Source organism: Dietzia sp. B44 (assembly GCF_014145245.1).
GTDB classification, from domain to species: domain Bacteria; phylum Actinomycetota; class Actinomycetes; order Mycobacteriales; family Mycobacteriaceae; genus Dietzia; species Dietzia natronolimnaea.
In genome coordinates this window covers 1-15,903 of the sequence record NZ_JAALEF010000001.1, presented here as the reverse complement: position 1 = coordinate 15,903, position 15,903 = coordinate 1, and the positions used below count along the sequence as shown (strand labels likewise).

Below are 15,903 nucleotides of genomic sequence, written 5' to 3'. Positions count from 1 at the left end.
ACCGCGCTGAGCGCCGCGGCGGCCGCACGCCGAGTCCGGCGAGTGAGCCGGGTGCCGCGGCGACCGGAGGTGGGCTCCGGCGCCGGTGCGAGGGTGGTGGGAACCACGGGGACCTCCTGCGCTGTGGGTGTCCGGACCGCGTCCGGACAGAATTCTCTGACCGGTTCCATGCTCGTCCGCGCGCGGCCGCCGGTCTTGAGGCCGGAGGTGGAGAACCGGTTGGCACCTTTGGGGGAGGCCGGCGGCCTCCGGGCGCTAGTCTCGGCGCATGCGCGAGACCATCATCCCCGTCCCCGGTACACAAGGCCTGCAGGCGACACTTCACCACGCCGAGGAGCCGCGGGCACTGCTGCTCCTGGTCCACGGCTTCGGAGAGCACTCCGGTCGCTACGGGCGGACGATCCGGTTCCTGGTGGACCGGGGGGTCAGCGTGGTCTCCTACGACCTGCGGGGACACGGCACCGCCCCCGGACCGCGGGCCAGGGTCGCGACGGAGGCCCACATCCGGGACAACCTGGCCGTCCGCGACGCCGTCGTGGAGTGGTGCCGCTCCCCGCGGGGCGGAGGGGCCGAGTCCCTGCCGCGACTGCTGATGGGGCACTCGATGGGCGGGTTGATCGCCGGGGAGTCCGCTCTCCGGCGTCCGTGGGACCTGGCGGGGCTGATCCTGTCCTCTCCCGGCATCGTCGTGGGCGAGAGCACACCCGCGCCGCTCCGGGCGGTGGCCCCGGTGATCGCCCGCCTCCTGCCGTTCCTCCCGGTGGAGAAGCTGGACCCGAACGAGATCTCCCGCGTTCCCGAGCACGTGGCGGACTACACCTCCGACCCGCTCGTGCACCACAAGGGGGTGCCGGCGCTGGCAGCCGGGACCCTCCTCGCGGGCGGGCAGAAGTTCCTGCAGCGCTCGAGCGCCCTGCGGTTGCCGACCCTGGTGATCAACGGGTCGGCGGACTCCATCACCTCGCCGACGGGCGCCCGTCGGTTCGCCCAGGTCGCGGGATCGGACCACGACCCGCGGCCGGAGATCACCTACCGGGAGTTCGAGGGCGGTCTGCACGAACTGTTCAACGACCTGTGTGCGGACCAGGCGTACGCGGCGCTCGGGGAGTGGCTGGACGCGCGGTTGGTCTGAGGTCCCCTGGGTCCGGGCCGATACCGCTCGTCCGGCGGGGCGGCCGCAGGGGCGCCGACTACGCTGGCCCCCATGCGACCCGAGCTCTCCTCATACCGCCATCTCGCCGCCGGGAAGGTCCGCGAGTTATACGAGATCGACGGCGAGACGCTGCTCCTGGTGGCCACCGACCGGATCTCGGCGTACGACCATGTGCTCGGCACGCCGATTCCCGACAAGGGCCGTGTGCTCACCGCCATGAGCGCCTACTTCTTCGACGCCCTCGAGGTGCCGAACCACCTCGCGGGGCCTCTGGACGACGATCGGATCCCCGCCGAGGTGCTCGGCCGGGCGATGGTCGTGCGCCGCCTGGACATGGTGCAGGCCGAGTGTGTCGCCCGTGGGTACCTGACCGGGTCCGGGATGGTCGAGTACCGCGAGTCGGGGTCGGTGTGCGGTGTCGAGCTCCCCGGGGGGCTCGTCGAGGCCAGCCGGCTGCCGGAGCCGATCTTCACGCCCGCCACCAAGGCCGCGGTGGGCGACCATGACGAGAACATCTCGTTCGAGCAGCTCTCCGGGATCGTCGGCGACGAGCTGGCCGGCCGACTCCGGACCGCCACGCTGGAGGTGTACGCGCGGGCGGCCGCGATGGCCGCCGACCGTGGGGTGCTGCTGGCGGACACGAAGTTCGAGTTCGGGCTGTCCGGGGGCGAGCTGATCCTGGCCGACGAGGTGCTCACCCCGGACTCCTCCCGGTACTGGCCGGCGGACGGGTACCAGTCCGGCCGCGTCCAGCCGAGCTTCGACAAACAGTTCGTGCGCGACTGGCTCACCGGCCCGGACTCGGGCTGGGACCGGGACTCGGACTCGCCGCCGCCCCCGCTACCGCCGGAGGTGGTCGACGCGACCCGGGCACGGTACATCGAGGCGTACGAGCGGATCTCCGGTCTGACGTTCTCGGAGTGGCTCGGCGGTGAGTCCGCATGAGTGCCTCTGACGCCACCGGCAGCCGGACCGACACCACCACCGACAGCGACACCACCACCGATGGCCGGCAGGTCCCAGAGCCTCCCCGGGCCGAGCGCCGCCCCCACCGCCGTGAGCACCACGGCCGCGTCTTCGTGGACGACTACGAGTGGCTGCGCGACAAGGACGCCCCGGCGACCCGCGAGTACCTGGAGGCGGAGAACGCGTACACGGACGCGATGACGGCCGGGCAGAAGCCGCTCGAGGACGAGGTCTACGAGGAGATCCGTTCCCGCGTCAAGGAGACCGACATGTCGGTTCCCGTGCGGGCCGCCGGCTGGTGGTACTTCTCCCGCACATCGGAAGGCCTGTCCTACGCGCGGCACTGCCGCGTCCCCGTGCCTCCGGAGTTCGTGGCGGATCCCGGCGACCCGGCCGGGTGGGTCCCGCCTGAGGTCTCGCCCGGTGTCGAGCTCCCCGGGGAGCAGCTGTTGCTGGACGGCAACGCCGAGGCCGAGGGGCACGAGTACTTCGCGCTCGGCGCGTTCTCGGTCAGCCACGACGGCCGCGTCCTCGCCTGGGCCACCGACACCGAGGGCGACGAACGCTACACCCTCCGGTTCCGCTCCCTCGACCCGGACCACACGGCCCCGGACGAGGAGATCTCCGGCATCGCTGCCGGGGTCACCTGGTCCCGCGACGGCCAGTACGTCTTCTATGTGACGGTCGACGAGGCGTGGCGCCCCGACACCGTGTGGCGTCACCGCCTGGGGACGACCCGGGACGACGACGACGAGGTGTTCCACGAGCCCGACGAGTCCTACTGGATCGGGGTCGGTGAGACGCGCAGCGAGAAGTACCTGCAGATCGCCGCGGGGTCCAAGATCACCACCGAGGTGTGGTGCCTGGACTCCGCCGACCCGGCGGGCGAGTTCTGGTGCGTACGACCTCGCGAGGAGGGCGTCGAGTACGACGTCGAGCACGCGGTCGTCGGCGGCTTGGATCGCTTCCTCATCACCCACAACGCGGGGTCGCCCAACTTCGCCGTGGTCGAGGCGCCCGCCGGACCGGTCGACCGTGACTTCCGCGAACTGGACCCGCTCGTGCCGCACCGCGACGACGTGCGGGTGGAGGGGGTCGACGCGTTCGCCCGCGTGCTGGTGCTCGGGTACCGGGAGCAGGCGCTGCCCCGGTTCTCCCTGATGCCGCTGGATCCCGCGTCGACCGTGGGTGTGGAGGCGTATTCCGGGTTCACTCCCGTGGAGTTCGACGAGGAACTGTTCACCTCCGGCCCGGGGTCGAACCCGGAGTGGGACGCACCGGTGCTGAGGTTCGGGTTCGGCTCGTTCGTCACCCCGGGCCGCATCTACTCCCTGGCGCTGGCCACGGGGGAGCGGACCCTGTTGCGCGAGCAGGAGGTGCTGGGCGGCTACGACCCGGCCGGGTACGTGCAGCGCCGGGACTGGGCCACTGCCGGGGACGGCACCCAGCTGCCGATCTCCCTGGTGATGTCGCTGGAGACCGCAGCCCGGATCGACGCGGGCGAGCAGGTTCCGACCCTGCTGTACGGCTACGGTTCGTACGAGACCAGCATCGACCCCGCCTTCTCGGTGGCCCGGCTCTCGCTGCTCGACCGGGGGATGGCCTACGCGGTCGCGCACGTGCGGGGCGGCGGTGAGATGGGGCGCCTCTGGTACGAGCAGGGCAAGACCCTGACCAAGCGGAACACCTTCACGGACTTCGTCGACTGCGCGCGGCACCTGGTCGACTCCGGGCTCACCGCCCCGGACCGGTTGGTGGCGGAGGGCGGCAGCGCGGGTGGCCTGCTCATGGGCGCTGTGGCCAACCTCGCGCCGGAATTGTTCGTCGGCATCCAGGCGGTCGTCCCGTTCGTCGATCCGCTCACCTCGATCCTCATGCCGGAGCTCCCGCTGACGGTGATCGAGTGGGACGAGTGGGGCGATCCGCTGCACTCTGAGGAGGTCTACGACTACATGGCCTCCTACGCGCCGTACGAGAACGTCGAGGCCAAGGACTACCCGGCGATCCTGGCGGTGACCTCGCTCAACGACACCCGGGTGCTCTACGTCGAGCCCGCCAAGTGGGTGGCCAGGCTCCGGGCGGTGTCGACCTCGGCCGACTCGGCGGACCGCCCGGTGCTGTTGCGCTGCGAGATGAGCGCCGGCCACGGGGGCGTGTCCGGACGGTACGAGCGGTGGCGCCAGACCGCGTTCGAGTACGCGTGGACGGTCCGCACGGCCGGCGCCGGATAGGGCCGGACCCGCAGCCGTTCAGGACGGCAGACGCTCGAGCGCGGTCGTCCTCGTCAGTCCTGGTCAGCGGTCGTCGGGGTCGGCGGGGTCCATGGTCGCGGCCATCGCGGCGGCGGGGATGATCCCCCCGACGAACACCGCCAGGACCGCGAGTCCGCCCATCGCGTAGGCGAGGCGGTGGCCGTCCCCGAGTTCCATCGTGGAGCCGAACACCAGCACCAGTCCGATCACGAAGCAGATTCCCACGAGCACCGACAGCGCGGTGGATCTGGCGTGCAGGAGGGTCTGCGTCTCGAACTCGTCGAGGTAGCGCGGCGGCGCGGAGTCCTTGACGTCGATGACGGTGCGCAGCATCGTCCACACCGCGCAGATGGCCACGGTCATGGGCAGCCAGGCGATGACGATCGGGAGCCAGAAGAACTCGGCGACGGCGATCGCCGCCATGGCCGCGACGCATGCCCAGTTCAACCGGACCAGTAGTCGGCGGCGTTCCGGGGTGCGCCATGAGAGCAGGCTGCCGGAGATCCGGTCGACGGTCTTCTCGTAGCGACGCTCGGCGGAGGTCAGGGTCTGGTCGGTGGCGGTGTTCATGGTGTGTCCTCTCGTGTGCGGCGGTAGATCTCGGTGGACATCGGCTGGAACTCCTCCCGGGAGAAGACGGCCTCGACCGGCAGGTCGAACACCGCGCAGATGCGGAAGGCCAGATCCAGGCTGGGGTAGTGGTCGCCCCGCTCGAGCGCCCCCACGGTCTGGGGGTTGACCTCGATCCGTTCCGCGAGCGAGGCCCGGCTGAGTCGGTGCTCGGCCCGCAGGACGGCGATCCGGTTGTAGATGGGGAGCTTTTCTCCCCGTCGCACTGGGCTCATGAAATGCAGTGTTGTAAAAACCCAACGATATGTCAAAGGTGACAACCGCGTAAGCTGGCTCACATGAGCAGCCTTCACGACATCACCTTCACGACCATCGACGGCGAACAGGCCCGACTCGGTGACTACGCGGGGCACGCCGTCCTGGTGGTCAACGTGGCGAGCGAGTGCGGGCTCACCCCGCAGTACGAGGGTCTGCAGGAGCTGGCCGACGACTACCGCGACCGCGGGTTCTTCGTCCTGGGGTTCCCGTGCAACCAGTTCATGGGGCAGGAGCCCGGCGACGAGGGCGCGATCAAGGAGTTCACCACCGAGAAGTACGGCATCACCTTCCCCCTGGCCGCCAAGGTCGACGTCAACGGCCCCGACCGGCACCCGCTGTACGCGGAACTGACCGCGGTCGCCGACGCAGACGGTGAGGCCGGTGACGTGCAGTGGAACTTCGAGAAATTCCTGCTGTCCCCGACGGGTGAGGTCGTGGGCCGCTTCCGCCCCAAGGTGGAGCCCGGTGCCCCCGAACTCACCGAGGCGATCGAGGACGTCCTCCCGGTCTGACCCCGTCCCGGAGCGTCACCTCCGGCCGGGACGTCACCTCCGGTCAAGACACGCGTCCGGTCGGGACACCGGACGTACACCTCGTCGTCGTCACGCTGTCATCACCGGCTGCGACGATGGGCTCCATGACACCGCGCCCGGCCACCGCCCGCCTCATCGTCTCCGTCTCGGGCCTGCGGGAGTCGACGCTGGAGGGTGCCGTGGATCTGGTCGGCGAACTCGAGCGGCGGTCGGTGCCCGTCTCGCTGCTCGTCGCGCCGAGGCGGGGGCGCGAGTACCGGATGACGGAGGACAGGGCCACGCAGGGCTGGCTACGCCACCGTCGCGAGCGGGGTGACTCGATCGTGTTGGGCGGCTACGACGAGGCCGCGACCCGACCGCGCAGGCCCGAGTTCGCCTCCATCGGACCCGCGGAGGCGGCCGTCCGTCTGGCCGCCGCGGACCGGATCATGGCCGACATGGGTCTTCGGACGCGGCTGTTCGCCCCACCGCGGTGGAACGCGTCGCCGGGCTGTCTCGAGGCGTTGCCCGGGGCGGGCTTCCGGGTCTGTGCCTCTCTCACCGGCGTCCACGACGTGGTCCGCGGGACCACGGAGCGTGGCCGTGCGCTGTCGATCGGGGAGGGGTTCCTCGCCGATGCCTGGTGGTGCCGGGCCCTCGTCACCGCGGCGTGTCGGACAGCGGCGGCCGGAGGGCTGGTGCGCGTCAACGTCTCCGCCACGCAGCTCTCGCGCCGGGCGCCGCGGTCGGCGCTGCTGGACGCGGTGGACCGGGTGACCGGGGAGCACGGAGCCGTCACCGGCCGCTATGAGTGGCCGGCGGTCGCATTGGCCTCCGCGGCCTGAGCGAGGGGCGCGATCCCCCGCTGCGTGAGCCGTTCGGTGGCCCCGCCGAGTCCGGGTAGGATCGGCAGTCGAGCCCCGGCAGGTCCGGGTCCGCCCCGCGTTTCAACCGATCGAGGAGATCCACCGTGGCCCGAGTCGTCGTCGAAGTCATGCCCAAGGCCGAGATCCTCGATCCGCAGGGCCAGGCCATCCACCGGGCCCTGGGCCGTCTCGGCCACCCGGGCGTCACCGACGTCCGTCAGGGCAAGCGGTTCGAGCTCGAGGTCGCCGACGGCGTGTCGGACGCCGAGCTCGAGGAGATCGCCTCGTCGCTGCTGGCCAACACGGTGATCGAGGACTGGAAGGTCGTCCGCGTGGACACCGCGGAGGCGGCCTCGTGACCGCACGGATCGGCGTCATCACCTTCCCCGGCACGCTCGACGACATCGACGCCTCACGCGCCATCACCAGGTCCGGCGCGCAGGCGGTCTCGCTGTGGCATGACGACGCGGACCTCCAGGGCGTCGACGCGGTGGTGGTCCCCGGCGGTTTCTCCTACGGCGATTACCTCCGCTGCGGCGCGATCGCCTCGATGGCCCCCGTCATGGGCGAGGTCATCACGGCGGCCCGCGGCGGCATGCCGGTCCTGGGCATCTGCAACGGCTTCCAGATCCTGTGCGAGGCCGGGCTGCTCCCCGGCGCCATGGGGCGCAACCGCGACATGCACTTCATCTGCCGTGACGAGTGGCTGCGAGTGGAGAACACCGGCACCGCGTGGACCAGCCGGTTCGAGGAGGGGGCGGAGATCCTCATCCCGCTGAAGTCCGGAGAGGGCCGGTACATGGCCACGCCCGAGACCATCGAGCAGCTCGAGGCCGAGGGCCGCGTGGTCTTCCGCTTCGCCTCCGACGCCCCCAACGGTTCCACTAACAACATCGCCGGGATCAGCTCCGGGGACGGGCGTGTGGTCGGCCTCATGCCGCACCCCGAGCACGCCATCGACCCGCTGACCGGGCCGTCCGACGACGGGCTCGGGCTTTTCCTCTCCGCGTTGGATGCGGTGGTCAAGGTCTGATCCGCACGCCGCGGCTACAGCGAAGGGCCCGCCGGGAGTGATCCCGGCGGGCCCTCGTTTTTGCCGCGAACGTCAGAGCGGGAGGTTCATGCCATTGTCGCCGAAGAGGCTGCCGGTGCTGCCGAGGTCGGCGCCGAGGTCGCCGATGAAGCTCAGGAGCAGGTTCGGGCCGATGAACAGCGCGGCCGACAGGGTGTCGACGAAGGACGAGCCGACGGGGTCGGCGCTTCCGATCAACTCGGTGCTGAGGGGTGCGAATGCTTCGCCGATCGAACCAGTCAGGTCCATAGGGTTCTCCTAAGGTTGGTATCCCGCTCGGCGGGATGAGCTGCGGCGACCCGGATGATCGCACGCATAGGTGAAGTTTTGCACAACTACTTAGGCGTTCGTTCACCTTTCTGGCCGATATGACAGAAGTCACTCATGGGTCTGGAGTGAACCGAGAATAGACATGGTGGCCGTGCGGTCTGACCATCTACTCACCGGCCCATCCGTCGGTGGCGCGAGATGCGGTAGAACCGTGGGGTGAGCGAATCCAGCACCCAGCCCGTGTCCGCGTCCGAGAAGGCCGCCAGGCCGTTCGACATCGTCCTCTACGGGGCGACCGGATTCACCGGTGGTCTGGTGGCCGACTATCTGCTGCGGAACCTGCCCGAGGGTGGGTCGTGGGCCGTGGCGGGTCGGAACCGGACCAAGCTCGACGCGCTCGCCGCCCGCCTCGCCGCCGAGATGCCCGACGTCCCGGCCCCGGGGGTCGTGGTGGCGGACACCGAGGATCCGGGCTCGCTGGCGGACATGGCCCGCGCGGCCCGGGTCGTCATCACCACCGTCGGGCCGTACCTCGAGTACGGCGAGCCGCTCGTCGCCGCGTGCGCCGAGGCCGGGACCGACTACGTGGACCTGACGGGCGAGCCCGAGTTCGCCGACCGCATGTACCTCGAGTACCACGACAAGGCCGTGGCCTCCGGCGCACGGATCATCCACGCGTGCGGGTTCGACTCCATCCCCCACGACATGGGGGTGTTCTACACGATGAAGCAGGTACCCGAGGGTGTGCCGGTGGCGGTCTACGGTGCGGTCCACGCCGACGCCCAGTTCTCCGGCGGCACCTTCCACTCGGCCATCGGCCAGTTCGCCCGACTCCGTGAGGCCGGACGCACGGCGAAGGCGCGGCGCAAGAAGGAGGGCAGGGTCGAGGGGCGGCGGATCAAGTCGGTGACGGGCAAGCCGCACCACGACAGCGTTCTCGGCCGCTGGCTGGTGCCGCTGCCCACGATCGACCCGCAGATCGTGTTGCGGTCCGCGGCCGCGCTGGAGAGCTACGGCCCGGACTTCACCTACGCGCACTACGCCTCGGTCAAGTCGCCGTTGACCGCGACGGCGGGCATGGTCGGGGTCGGGGCGCTGACCGTGGGTGCCCAGATCGGCCCCATCAGGTCGCAGATGCTCAAGCGGATCGACCGTGGTGCCGGGCCCAGTGAGTCCCGCCGCGCCCGGTCGTCGTTCGACGTGACCTTCGTGGCGTTGGCGGGCGGGCGGCGGGTGGTCACCCGGGTGTGCGGCGGCGACCCCGGGTACACCGAGACGGCCATGATGATCGCGGAGTCGGCCCTGTGTCTGGCCTTCGACGATCTTCCCGCGCTCTCGGGACAGCTCACCACCGCCCAGGCGATGGGGGAGGCACTACTCGAGCGTGTCGAGCGCGGCGGCCTGACCTTCGAGGTGCTGTCCACCTAGGAGCGTGGGTCAGTAACACGCCAGTTCAGGTCCGCTGATGGGGCGGGTTCGGCGGGATAATTGTCGTCATGGGCGAGGAAGGGTTGTTCGCCGCCGAGGAGTTCCGCGTCGTGCGGGCTGACCGGCAGGGCGAGGTCGAGCCGGTGGGCGCAGGCAAGACATTTCGGGCGTTCGACCCGGGCCAGGGGTTGTTGCTGCCGCCGTCGCTGGATGACTGGCTTCCGGCCGATCATCTGGCACGGTTCGTGGCGGATCTGGTCGATGAGCACCTGGATTTATCGCGGATCTACGTCTCCTACCAGGAGGGGCGCGGGGCCCCGCCGTACGATCCGCGGTTGATGGTGCGGTTGCTGATCTTCGGCTACACCACGGGGGTGCGCTCCTCCCGCGGGATCGAGAAGGCCTGCACCGACATCGTCGCTTTCCGGTGGTTGGCGGCCGGGGCGGCCCCGGACTACCGCGCGATCGCCAGGTTTCGCAAGAGGCACCTGGCCGCGCTGGGCAACCTGTTCTTGCAGGCGTTGGCGTTGTGCCAGGCCGCCGGGATGGTCACGCTTGGACAGGTCGCGCTGGATGGGACGAAGCTGCGGGCGAACGCCTCCAAACGCAAGGCCATGTCGTACGCGCGGCTGACGGACAAGGAGAAGGTACTGGCCCAGGAGGTCTCCGATCTGCTGGCCGCCGCCGAGGCCATCGACAAGGCCGAGGACGCCAAGTTCGGCAAGAACCGGCGCGGGGACGAGCTGCCCGATGAGCTGGCCCGCCGAGAGTCTCGCCTGGTCAAGCTGCGCCAGGCCAAAGCTGCTCTGGAAGCCGACGCCGCCGCCGATGCGGCGGAGAAGGCTGAGGCTAAGGCCCGCGGTAAGGGCGAAGACGAAGACACCGTCGCGCAGAAGGCCGCTGAGGCCGCCGAGCGCGCCACGCCCAGGCCGAAGGCCCAGCGCAACTTCACCGACCCGGAGTCGAAGATCATGCTCACCGGGGACGGGTCGTTCGCTCAGTGCTACAACGGCCAGGCCGTGGTCGATGCCGCCCATCAGATCATCGTGGCGGCCGAGGTCAACGACTGTGCCGCCGACGTCGGCAACCTCATCCCCATGACCGAGCAGGCCATCAGCAACACGGGGCAGGCCCCGAAGCAGATGCTCGCCGATGCCGGGTACTGCTCAGCCGCGAACCTCGCCGCCTCCGCCGAGGTCACCGGCGAGCAGGGCACCGAGTTCTTCATCGCCACCGGACGACAGCGCAGCGGGGAACCGGCGCCGATCGCCCCCCGGGGACCGATCCCGGCCAGCGCCACGGACAAGCAGCGCATGGCCCGCAAGCTCGCCACGAAGAAAGGCCGAGCGGTCTACGCCCGGCGCAAAGCGATCGTCGAACCGGTCTTCGGACAGATGAGCACCCTGCAGAACGGCAAGCAACTCCTGATTCGCGGTCTGGACGCCGCCCGCGGTGAATGGCTACTGCTCGCTGCCTGCCACAACCTGCGAAAGCTCCACGGTCATATCGGCGCCACCGGGCTCGGCGGCCTCCAGATCGCCTGAACTGGCAGGCCCGGGCGACCTACAGGCTGACCCGCGGACTGAACGCCATCACCGCGGCTTCGCAAACCGAATACCTGGCCGCCAGTGACGCCGGCCCGAGCGCAACGCTCTCACGCACTCCGCCGTACTCTCGGCGCGCTTCGAGCCATTACTGACCCATGCTCCTAGGCTGGTTTCCCGGGCAGCAGGGTTGTCGACCAGCTGAGCCCGGGACGCCCGATGACGCCCGCGCACGACCGAGTCCAGGGAGGACCGACTTCAGATGAGCAGCACCGACCACCCCCCGGAGGGGCAGAGCTTCTCCAACCGGGAACTGCGCGACGCGCTCGGCCAGTTCTGTACCGGGATCACCGTCATCACAGCGGTCAAGGACGACGCGCCGGTCGGGTTCGCCTGCCAGTCCTTCTCCGCGCTCTCCCTCGAGCCGCCCCTGGTCCTGTTCTGCCCGATGAAGACGTCGGGGTCGTGGAAGGGGATCGAGGCGGCCGGCAGGTTCTGCGTCAACATCCTGTCCGAGGAGCAGGAGGACGTGTCCTCCACGTTCGGCCGTCGCGGCGACGACAAGTTCGCCTCGATCGACTGGTCGCCGAGCCCGCTCGGCTCGCCGGTCATCGACGGCGTGATGGCGTGGCTGGACTGCGAGATCGACCAGGTCCTCGACGGCGGCGATCACTGGATCGTCCTGGGACGGGTCGCCCACCTCGGACCGACTGAGCGGGATGTCCGGCCGCTGTTGTTCTACCGCGGCGCCTATCTGAGTATCGAGGAGGACGTCGTGGATCCGACGCCCGAGCAGGAAGAGCTCGAGAACTTCATCACCTCCGCCGACTCCTACACGTGGCTGTGAGCGGCACGGTGGGGGAGAGCGCTGTGGGGGAGAGCACGGTGGGGGAGAGCACGGTGGAGGAGGACCCGGTGGAGGGGGCCGGGGCGACCGGCCCGCTGGCCCGCGCCCTGGCCGAGGCCGAGGAGATCATCCGGTCGGCGCCGCACGTGCGGACCGAGGCGGACGTCGCGGAGGGGCTCGACTACCTGCTCGGGACGATCCGCGGCGCCATCGAGACCGGCCAACACCGCGGGCGCAGTCACCCGCAGCTGTTCCAGGCCACGGGGCCGTACACCAAGATGGGCCTGGACAACCCGGACACGCTGTACTTCTACGCCAACCTCACCGACGGCGCCGAGTACGTCATCGAGGGCCGGCGCGGCACCACAGCGGACCTGTCGTTCCAGGTGATGGCCGGGACGTATTCGGCCGACGAGCGCGCCGCGTCGCACGCGGCGTTCGACGACCGCGCGCTGGAGATCGACGCCGACGGACGGTATCGCTTCCGACTGGGGCCGGCGAGGTACGACGACGACGAGGGCGACGCCGGATACGTGGTGCTCCACCCGGGGACCTCGATGATCGCCGTCCGCGAGGTCTACTCCGACTGGAGCCGTGAGGTCGCCGGGTCGGCGATCCTGCGCAGGGTCGACACGGTGGGCACCGCGCCGGAGCCGGTGACACTCGCCGGTCAGGAGAAGTTCTACGCCAAACTCGCCGAGGCTCTCGTCGGGCGGCTGCGGACGTGGCTGGCGTTCCCGGAGTGGTTCTTCGGCGACCAGGTCCGCAACACGCTCAACGAACCGCGACAGACCCCCGGTGGGCTCACCACGCAGTTCTCCTCCGCGGGCGTCTTCGAGCTCGGTCCGGACGAGGCCATGGTGATCTCGGTGCCCGTCGCCGGGGCGCCCTACCAGGGCTTCCAGCTGGGCAGCATGTGGTACGCCTCGCTCGAGTACGTGCACCACCAGACCAGCCTCACCGCCGACCAGGCGCACGTCGGCGCGGACGGGATGATCCACCTCGTCGTGGCCGACCGCGATCCCGGTCTGGCCAACTGGATCGAGACCCTGGGCCACCGCGAGGGCATCATGCAGTTCCGCTGGCAGCGGGTGAGCGAGCCCGTCACGCCGGAGCTCGGCCCCTCGGTGAAGGTGGTGCCGTTCGACCGGCTCGCCGACGAGGTACCCGGGTACGACGACCAGCGGGTGACCGCCGAGCAGTGGCGCGAGCGGATCGCCGCGCGGCAGGACGCGTTCGCGCGGAGGGGGCTGTCATGACCGGGTCGGCCGTGAGCGACACGGAGCGGGTGCACGTCGGCACCGTCGAGGACCTGCACGCAAGCGCCTCGCGGGCGATCGGGTTGGAGGACTTCGGCGACGGCGAGGACCGCCACCGCGAGGCGCTGGGCGTGCTGCTGGACTCCCTGCACTCCGACGCGGGCCTCACCCCGGCGGGGAGCAAGTACTGGCGCTCCGTGCTCAAGGGCGCGATGGTGGCGCGGCTCGTCTCACAGGCGGGCTTCTCCGCGGACCCGGCCCAGGCGGACGTCGAGATCGAGCGGCCCGTCGTCGTCACCGGGCTTCCCCGCACCGGGACCACGGCGCTGCACCGGCTCCTCGGAGCCGACCCCGCCAACCAGGGGCTGGAACTGTGGCTCACGGAGGTGCCCAAGCCCCGGCCGCCGAGGGAGCAGTGGGAGGACGATCCCACCTACCGCGGCCTGCGTGACCTGTACGCCGGGTTCATGTCGGAGAACCCCGACTACGGAGGGGTGCACTACATCTCCGCCGACGACCTGGAGGAGTGCTGGCAGCTGCTCCGGCAGTCGGCCACGGCCGCCTCGTACGAGTGCCTGGCCAGGCTCGACGGATACTCGCGCTGGCTCGAGGGTGTGGACTGGGTGCCCGCGTACCGGCGGCACAAGCGCAACCTCCAGCTGATCGGGGCGGACGCCCCCGGGCGGCGGTGGGTCCTCAAGAACCCCAGCCACCTGTTCGCGCTCGACGCGCTGCTCGAGGTGTACCCCGACGCCGTGGTGGTGCAGACGCACCGCGATCCGCGGAAGTCGATGGCGTCCATGTTCTCGCTGGCGCACCGGACCGCCGCGGACTGGTCGACCCGGTTCACCCCGGAATACATCGGCTCCTCGCAGCTCGACCTGTGGGCGCGGGGCGTGTCCGAGTTCGACGCGGTGCGCGCCCGGCACGAGGCCGACCCGGGCTCGCGGGCGACGTTCGTGGACGTCAACCACCGGGAGCTCATCGAGGACCCGGCGGGAGTGGTCGAACGGGTGTACTCCGCGGTGGGCACCGAGCTCGACGAGGGCGTGCGCGAGGCGGTCGAGGCGGAGAACGCCCGGAGTCTGTCCGGCGACCGGGCGCCCGCACACCGCTACACGCTCGCCGACTACGGGCTCAGCGAGGACCAGGTCGCCGAGCGGTTCGACGGCTACCGGGGCCTGGAGGGCTAGAGGTACTGGACTAGAGGTACCCAGGTCAGAGGTACGCCCGCGCCGCCTCGATGATGCGGTCCGCGACGTCCTCCTTGCACACGAGCAGGTCGGGGAACGCGTTCTCCTCGACGTTGTAGACCAGCTCCGAGCCGTCGAGTCGGCTCGCGTGCAGTCCGCGCTGGCGCACCACCCCGTACGTGGCCGCGGAGTCCCACTGGTGGTGGCCGCTGGTGTGGATGTAGGCGTCGCACTCGTCCTCCACCACGGTGGCGGTCTTGCCCCCGCCCGAACCGAGGCGGGTGAGGGAGGCGCCGAGGGTCTCGGCGAGTTCTTCCGCGAACGCCGGGGGATCGGCCTCCGAGACGGCGATGCGCAGGCGGTCGTCCTCACGCGGCGGGACCAGCGGGCCGGGGCGCGGCCCGCGGATGATGGAGATCGGCTGATAGGTGGTGGCACCACGGCCGGTGATCACCCGCCCGTACGCGGGCATGGCGATCGCGCAGGCGGTGATCCCGCCGGTGCCGTCGGGGCCGCGTTCCCACAGGGCCACGTGCACCGCCCAGTCGGGGCGGCCCTCGGTGCGGTACGAGCTGACGCCGTCCAGCGGGTCGATCATCCACACGCGGTCCGCCTCGAGGCGGGCCCGGGAGTCCGGGTTCCATTCGCCGAACACGAGGTCGTCGGGGCGGGCCACCGCGAGCCGGTCCAGGATCACGGCGCGGGCCTCCCCCTCGGCGAAGTCGCCGAGTTCCTCCGGAGCGACACGGGAGACCCTCAGGTCGGTGAGCAGCCGTCCGGCCTGTGCGGCCAGGTCCTCGGCGAGTCGTTGGTCGTTGGTCCGTCCGTGCTCGGGGAAGGGGCTCATGCAGGTGATTCTAGAGGCCCGCGGCCACCTCGAGCGCCGCCAGGATCTCGTGGGGTTGGCCGAGTAGCTGAGCGGTGCCGTGGGCCCGCTTGAAGTACAGGTGAACGTCGTACTCCCACGTGATCCCGACCCCGCCGTGGAGCTGGATGGCCTCGCCGGTGATCCACTGCAGCGCCTCGGAGCAGTACACCTTGGCCGCGGCGGCCTCGATCTCCGCGGCGTAGGCGGCGTCGTCGGAGTCGGGCCCGTCCCCGAGGGACTGCGCCTCGGCGACCATCGACGCGGCCGAGTAGGACAGCGACGCCGCGGTCTCGGCCCTGACGTACATGTCCGCCATGCGGTGCTTGAGGGCCTGGAACGAGCCGATGGTCCGGCCGAACTGCGTGCGCTCCTGCGTGTACTGCACGGTCGCGTCGAGTGCGGCCCGCGCGGCGCCGACCTGCTCGGCCGAGATCGCCGCCCACCCCACTGCGCGGAGTCGGGCCAGGAAGCTGGGGCGGGTCGGGATCGGGGTCGCGGTGACGGAATCGAACTCCACGCGCGCCATCGTCCGCGTGGGGTCCATGACGGGAACACGGGTCACGGTGACGCCGGGGGTGCCGGCCGGCACCTCGAACAGGCCCACGCCCCCGCCCGAGATGGCGATGACGAGCAACGTGGAGGCGGTGTCGGCGCCCAGGACGTGGTGGGCCGTGCCGCTGAGGGTGGGATCGTCGTCGCCGGACGCCCTGACGCCCGGCGTCGCCCACCCGTCCTCCGACGCCCAGCACAGGGCCGCCTGCTCGCCGGCGGCGATCCCGGGCAGG

17 protein-coding genes are annotated in these 15,903 nt (G+C 70.6%); 12 read left to right on the top strand and 5 right to left on the bottom strand.

Annotation, left to right across the window (positions count from 1 at the left end):
• Positions 1 to 268 precede the first annotated feature (268 nt).
• The 3 genes from G6017_RS00085 to G6017_RS00075 all read left to right on the top strand — a co-directional run bounded on the left by G6017_RS00085 (position 269) and on the right by G6017_RS00075 (position 4,350).
• The gene (locus tag G6017_RS00085) at positions 269 to 1,132 is read left to right on the top strand and encodes an alpha/beta hydrolase (RefSeq protein ID WP_182615289.1); all 864 of its coding nucleotides are present in this window, start codon (positions 269 to 271) and stop codon (positions 1,130 to 1,132) included.
• Between the two features lie 72 nt (positions 1,133 to 1,204).
• Positions 1,205 to 2,098: a phosphoribosylaminoimidazolesuccinocarboxamide synthase gene (locus G6017_RS00080; RefSeq protein WP_182615287.1), complete on the top strand. Its 894-nt coding sequence runs from the start codon at positions 1,205 to 1,207 to the stop codon at positions 2,096 to 2,098.
• A complete protein-coding gene (locus G6017_RS00075; RefSeq protein ID WP_182615285.1) occupies positions 2,095 to 4,350 on the top strand; it encodes a S9 family peptidase in 2,256 nt (751 codons plus the stop codon). Before G6017_RS00080 ends, G6017_RS00075 begins: the two co-directional genes overlap by 4 nt.
• A gap of 63 nt (positions 4,351 to 4,413) precedes the next feature.
• Here G6017_RS00075 and G6017_RS00070 read toward each other — a convergent pair whose 3' ends face one another.
• The gene (locus G6017_RS00070) at positions 4,414 to 4,941 is read right to left on the bottom strand and encodes a hypothetical protein (RefSeq protein WP_182615283.1); all 528 of its coding nucleotides are present in this window, start codon (positions 4,939 to 4,941) and stop codon (positions 4,414 to 4,416) included.
• Positions 4,938 to 5,216 carry a helix-turn-helix transcriptional regulator gene (locus tag G6017_RS00065; RefSeq protein WP_031264401.1) on the bottom strand — a complete coding sequence of 93 codons (279 nt, stop codon included), beginning with the start codon at positions 5,214 to 5,216 and terminating at the stop codon, positions 4,938 to 4,940. The genes G6017_RS00070 and G6017_RS00065 overlap by 4 nt, the downstream gene beginning before the upstream one ends.
• Before the next feature lie 63 nt (positions 5,217 to 5,279).
• Here G6017_RS00065 and G6017_RS00060 point away from each other — a divergent pair, with 63 nt between their 5' ends.
• From G6017_RS00060 to purQ, 4 genes are all read left to right on the top strand, one after another.
• Positions 5,280 to 5,771, top strand: coding sequence for a glutathione peroxidase (locus G6017_RS00060; RefSeq protein WP_182615281.1), 492 nt, complete (start codon positions 5,280 to 5,282; stop codon positions 5,769 to 5,771).
• A gap of 125 nt (positions 5,772 to 5,896) precedes the next feature.
• A complete protein-coding gene (locus G6017_RS00055; protein ID WP_182615279.1) occupies positions 5,897 to 6,616 on the top strand; it encodes a DUF2334 domain-containing protein in 720 nt (239 codons plus the stop codon).
• Positions 6,617 to 6,741: 125 nt separating this feature from the next.
• The gene (gene purS, locus G6017_RS00050; RefSeq protein ID WP_182615277.1) at positions 6,742 to 6,996 is read left to right on the top strand and encodes a phosphoribosylformylglycinamidine synthase subunit PurS; all 255 of its coding nucleotides are present in this window, start codon (positions 6,742 to 6,744) and stop codon (positions 6,994 to 6,996) included.
• Entirely contained in the window at positions 6,993 to 7,670 is a 678-nt protein-coding gene (purQ, locus tag G6017_RS00045) for a phosphoribosylformylglycinamidine synthase subunit PurQ (protein WP_182615276.1), read from the top strand. The genes purS and purQ overlap by 4 nt, the downstream gene beginning before the upstream one ends.
• A 72-nt stretch (positions 7,671 to 7,742) precedes the next feature.
• Here the strand turns inward: purQ and G6017_RS00040 are convergent, their stop codons facing one another.
• On the bottom strand, positions 7,743 to 7,958 hold the full coding sequence (locus G6017_RS00040; protein WP_182615275.1) for a hypothetical protein: 216 nt from the start codon (positions 7,956 to 7,958) through the stop codon (positions 7,743 to 7,745).
• 237 nt (positions 7,959 to 8,195) lie between these two features.
• On the opposite strand from G6017_RS00040, the gene G6017_RS00035 reads away from it, so the two are divergent.
• The 5 genes from G6017_RS00035 to G6017_RS00015 all read left to right on the top strand — a co-directional run bounded on the left by G6017_RS00035 (position 8,196) and on the right by G6017_RS00015 (position 14,250).
• Positions 8,196 to 9,407, top strand: a complete 1,212-nt coding sequence (locus G6017_RS00035) for a saccharopine dehydrogenase family protein (protein WP_182615274.1) — start codon at positions 8,196 to 8,198, stop codon at positions 9,405 to 9,407.
• A gap of 68 nt (positions 9,408 to 9,475) precedes the next feature.
• Positions 9,476 to 10,951: an IS1182 family transposase gene (locus G6017_RS00030; protein WP_241731299.1), complete on the top strand. Its 1,476-nt coding sequence runs from the start codon at positions 9,476 to 9,478 to the stop codon at positions 10,949 to 10,951.
• 262 nt (positions 10,952 to 11,213) lie between these two features.
• Positions 11,214 to 11,798, top strand: coding sequence for a 3-hydroxy-9,10-secoandrosta-1,3,5(10)-triene-9,17-dione monooxygenase reductase subunit (gene hsaB, locus G6017_RS00025; protein ID WP_241731298.1), 585 nt, complete (start codon positions 11,214 to 11,216; stop codon positions 11,796 to 11,798).
• Between the two features lie 68 nt (positions 11,799 to 11,866).
• The gene (locus tag G6017_RS00020; protein WP_182615291.1) at positions 11,867 to 13,057 is read left to right on the top strand and encodes a hypothetical protein; all 1,191 of its coding nucleotides are present in this window, start codon (positions 11,867 to 11,869) and stop codon (positions 13,055 to 13,057) included.
• Positions 13,054 to 14,250: a sulfotransferase family protein gene (locus G6017_RS00015; protein ID WP_182615273.1), complete on the top strand. Its 1,197-nt coding sequence runs from the start codon at positions 13,054 to 13,056 to the stop codon at positions 14,248 to 14,250. The genes G6017_RS00020 and G6017_RS00015 overlap by 4 nt, the downstream gene beginning before the upstream one ends.
• 25 nt (positions 14,251 to 14,275) lie before the next feature.
• On the opposite strand, the gene G6017_RS00010 is transcribed toward G6017_RS00015, so the two are convergent.
• Positions 14,276 to 15,097: an inositol monophosphatase family protein gene (locus G6017_RS00010; RefSeq protein WP_182615272.1), complete on the bottom strand. Its 822-nt coding sequence runs from the start codon at positions 15,095 to 15,097 to the stop codon at positions 14,276 to 14,278.
• 10 nt (positions 15,098 to 15,107) lie between these two features.
• A partial coding sequence (locus tag G6017_RS00005) for an acyl-CoA dehydrogenase family protein (RefSeq protein ID WP_182615271.1) occupies positions 15,108 to 15,903 on the bottom strand: 796 nt, incomplete at its 5' end.

What these genes read in the sequence shown, in the direction of transcription:
- G6017_RS00085 (WP_182615289.1), top strand. Translation starts at nt 269, where the DNA reads ATGCGCGAGACCATCATCCCCGTCCCCGGTACACAAGGCCTGCAGGCG.
- G6017_RS00080 (WP_182615287.1), top strand. Translation starts at nt 1,205, where the DNA reads ATGCGACCCGAGCTCTCCTCATACCGCCATCTCGCCGCCGGGAAGGTC.
- G6017_RS00060 (WP_182615281.1), top strand. Translation starts at nt 5,280, where the DNA reads ATGAGCAGCCTTCACGACATCACCTTCACGACCATCGACGGCGAACAG.
- G6017_RS00030 (WP_241731299.1), top strand. Translation starts at nt 9,476, where the DNA reads ATGGGCGAGGAAGGGTTGTTCGCCGCCGAGGAGTTCCGCGTCGTGCGG.
- G6017_RS00010 (WP_182615272.1), bottom strand. Translation starts at nt 15,097, where the DNA reads ATGAGCCCCTTCCCCGAGCACGGACGGACCAACGACCAACGACTCGCC.
- G6017_RS00065 (WP_031264401.1), bottom strand. Translation starts at nt 5,216, where the DNA reads ATGAGCCCAGTGCGACGGGGAGAAAAGCTCCCCATCTACAACCGGATC.
- G6017_RS00070 (WP_182615283.1), bottom strand. Translation starts at nt 4,941, where the DNA reads ATGAACACCGCCACCGACCAGACCCTGACCTCCGCCGAGCGTCGCTAC.
- hsaB (WP_241731298.1), top strand. Translation starts at nt 11,214, where the DNA reads ATGAGCAGCACCGACCACCCCCCGGAGGGGCAGAGCTTCTCCAACCGG.
- G6017_RS00055 (WP_182615279.1), top strand. Translation starts at nt 5,897, where the DNA reads ATGACACCGCGCCCGGCCACCGCCCGCCTCATCGTCTCCGTCTCGGGC.
- G6017_RS00075 (WP_182615285.1), top strand. Translation starts at nt 2,095, where the DNA reads ATGAGTGCCTCTGACGCCACCGGCAGCCGGACCGACACCACCACCGAC.
- G6017_RS00015 (WP_182615273.1), top strand. Translation starts at nt 13,054, where the DNA reads ATGACCGGGTCGGCCGTGAGCGACACGGAGCGGGTGCACGTCGGCACC.
- G6017_RS00040 (WP_182615275.1), bottom strand. Translation starts at nt 7,958, where the DNA reads ATGGACCTGACTGGTTCGATCGGCGAAGCATTCGCACCCCTCAGCACC.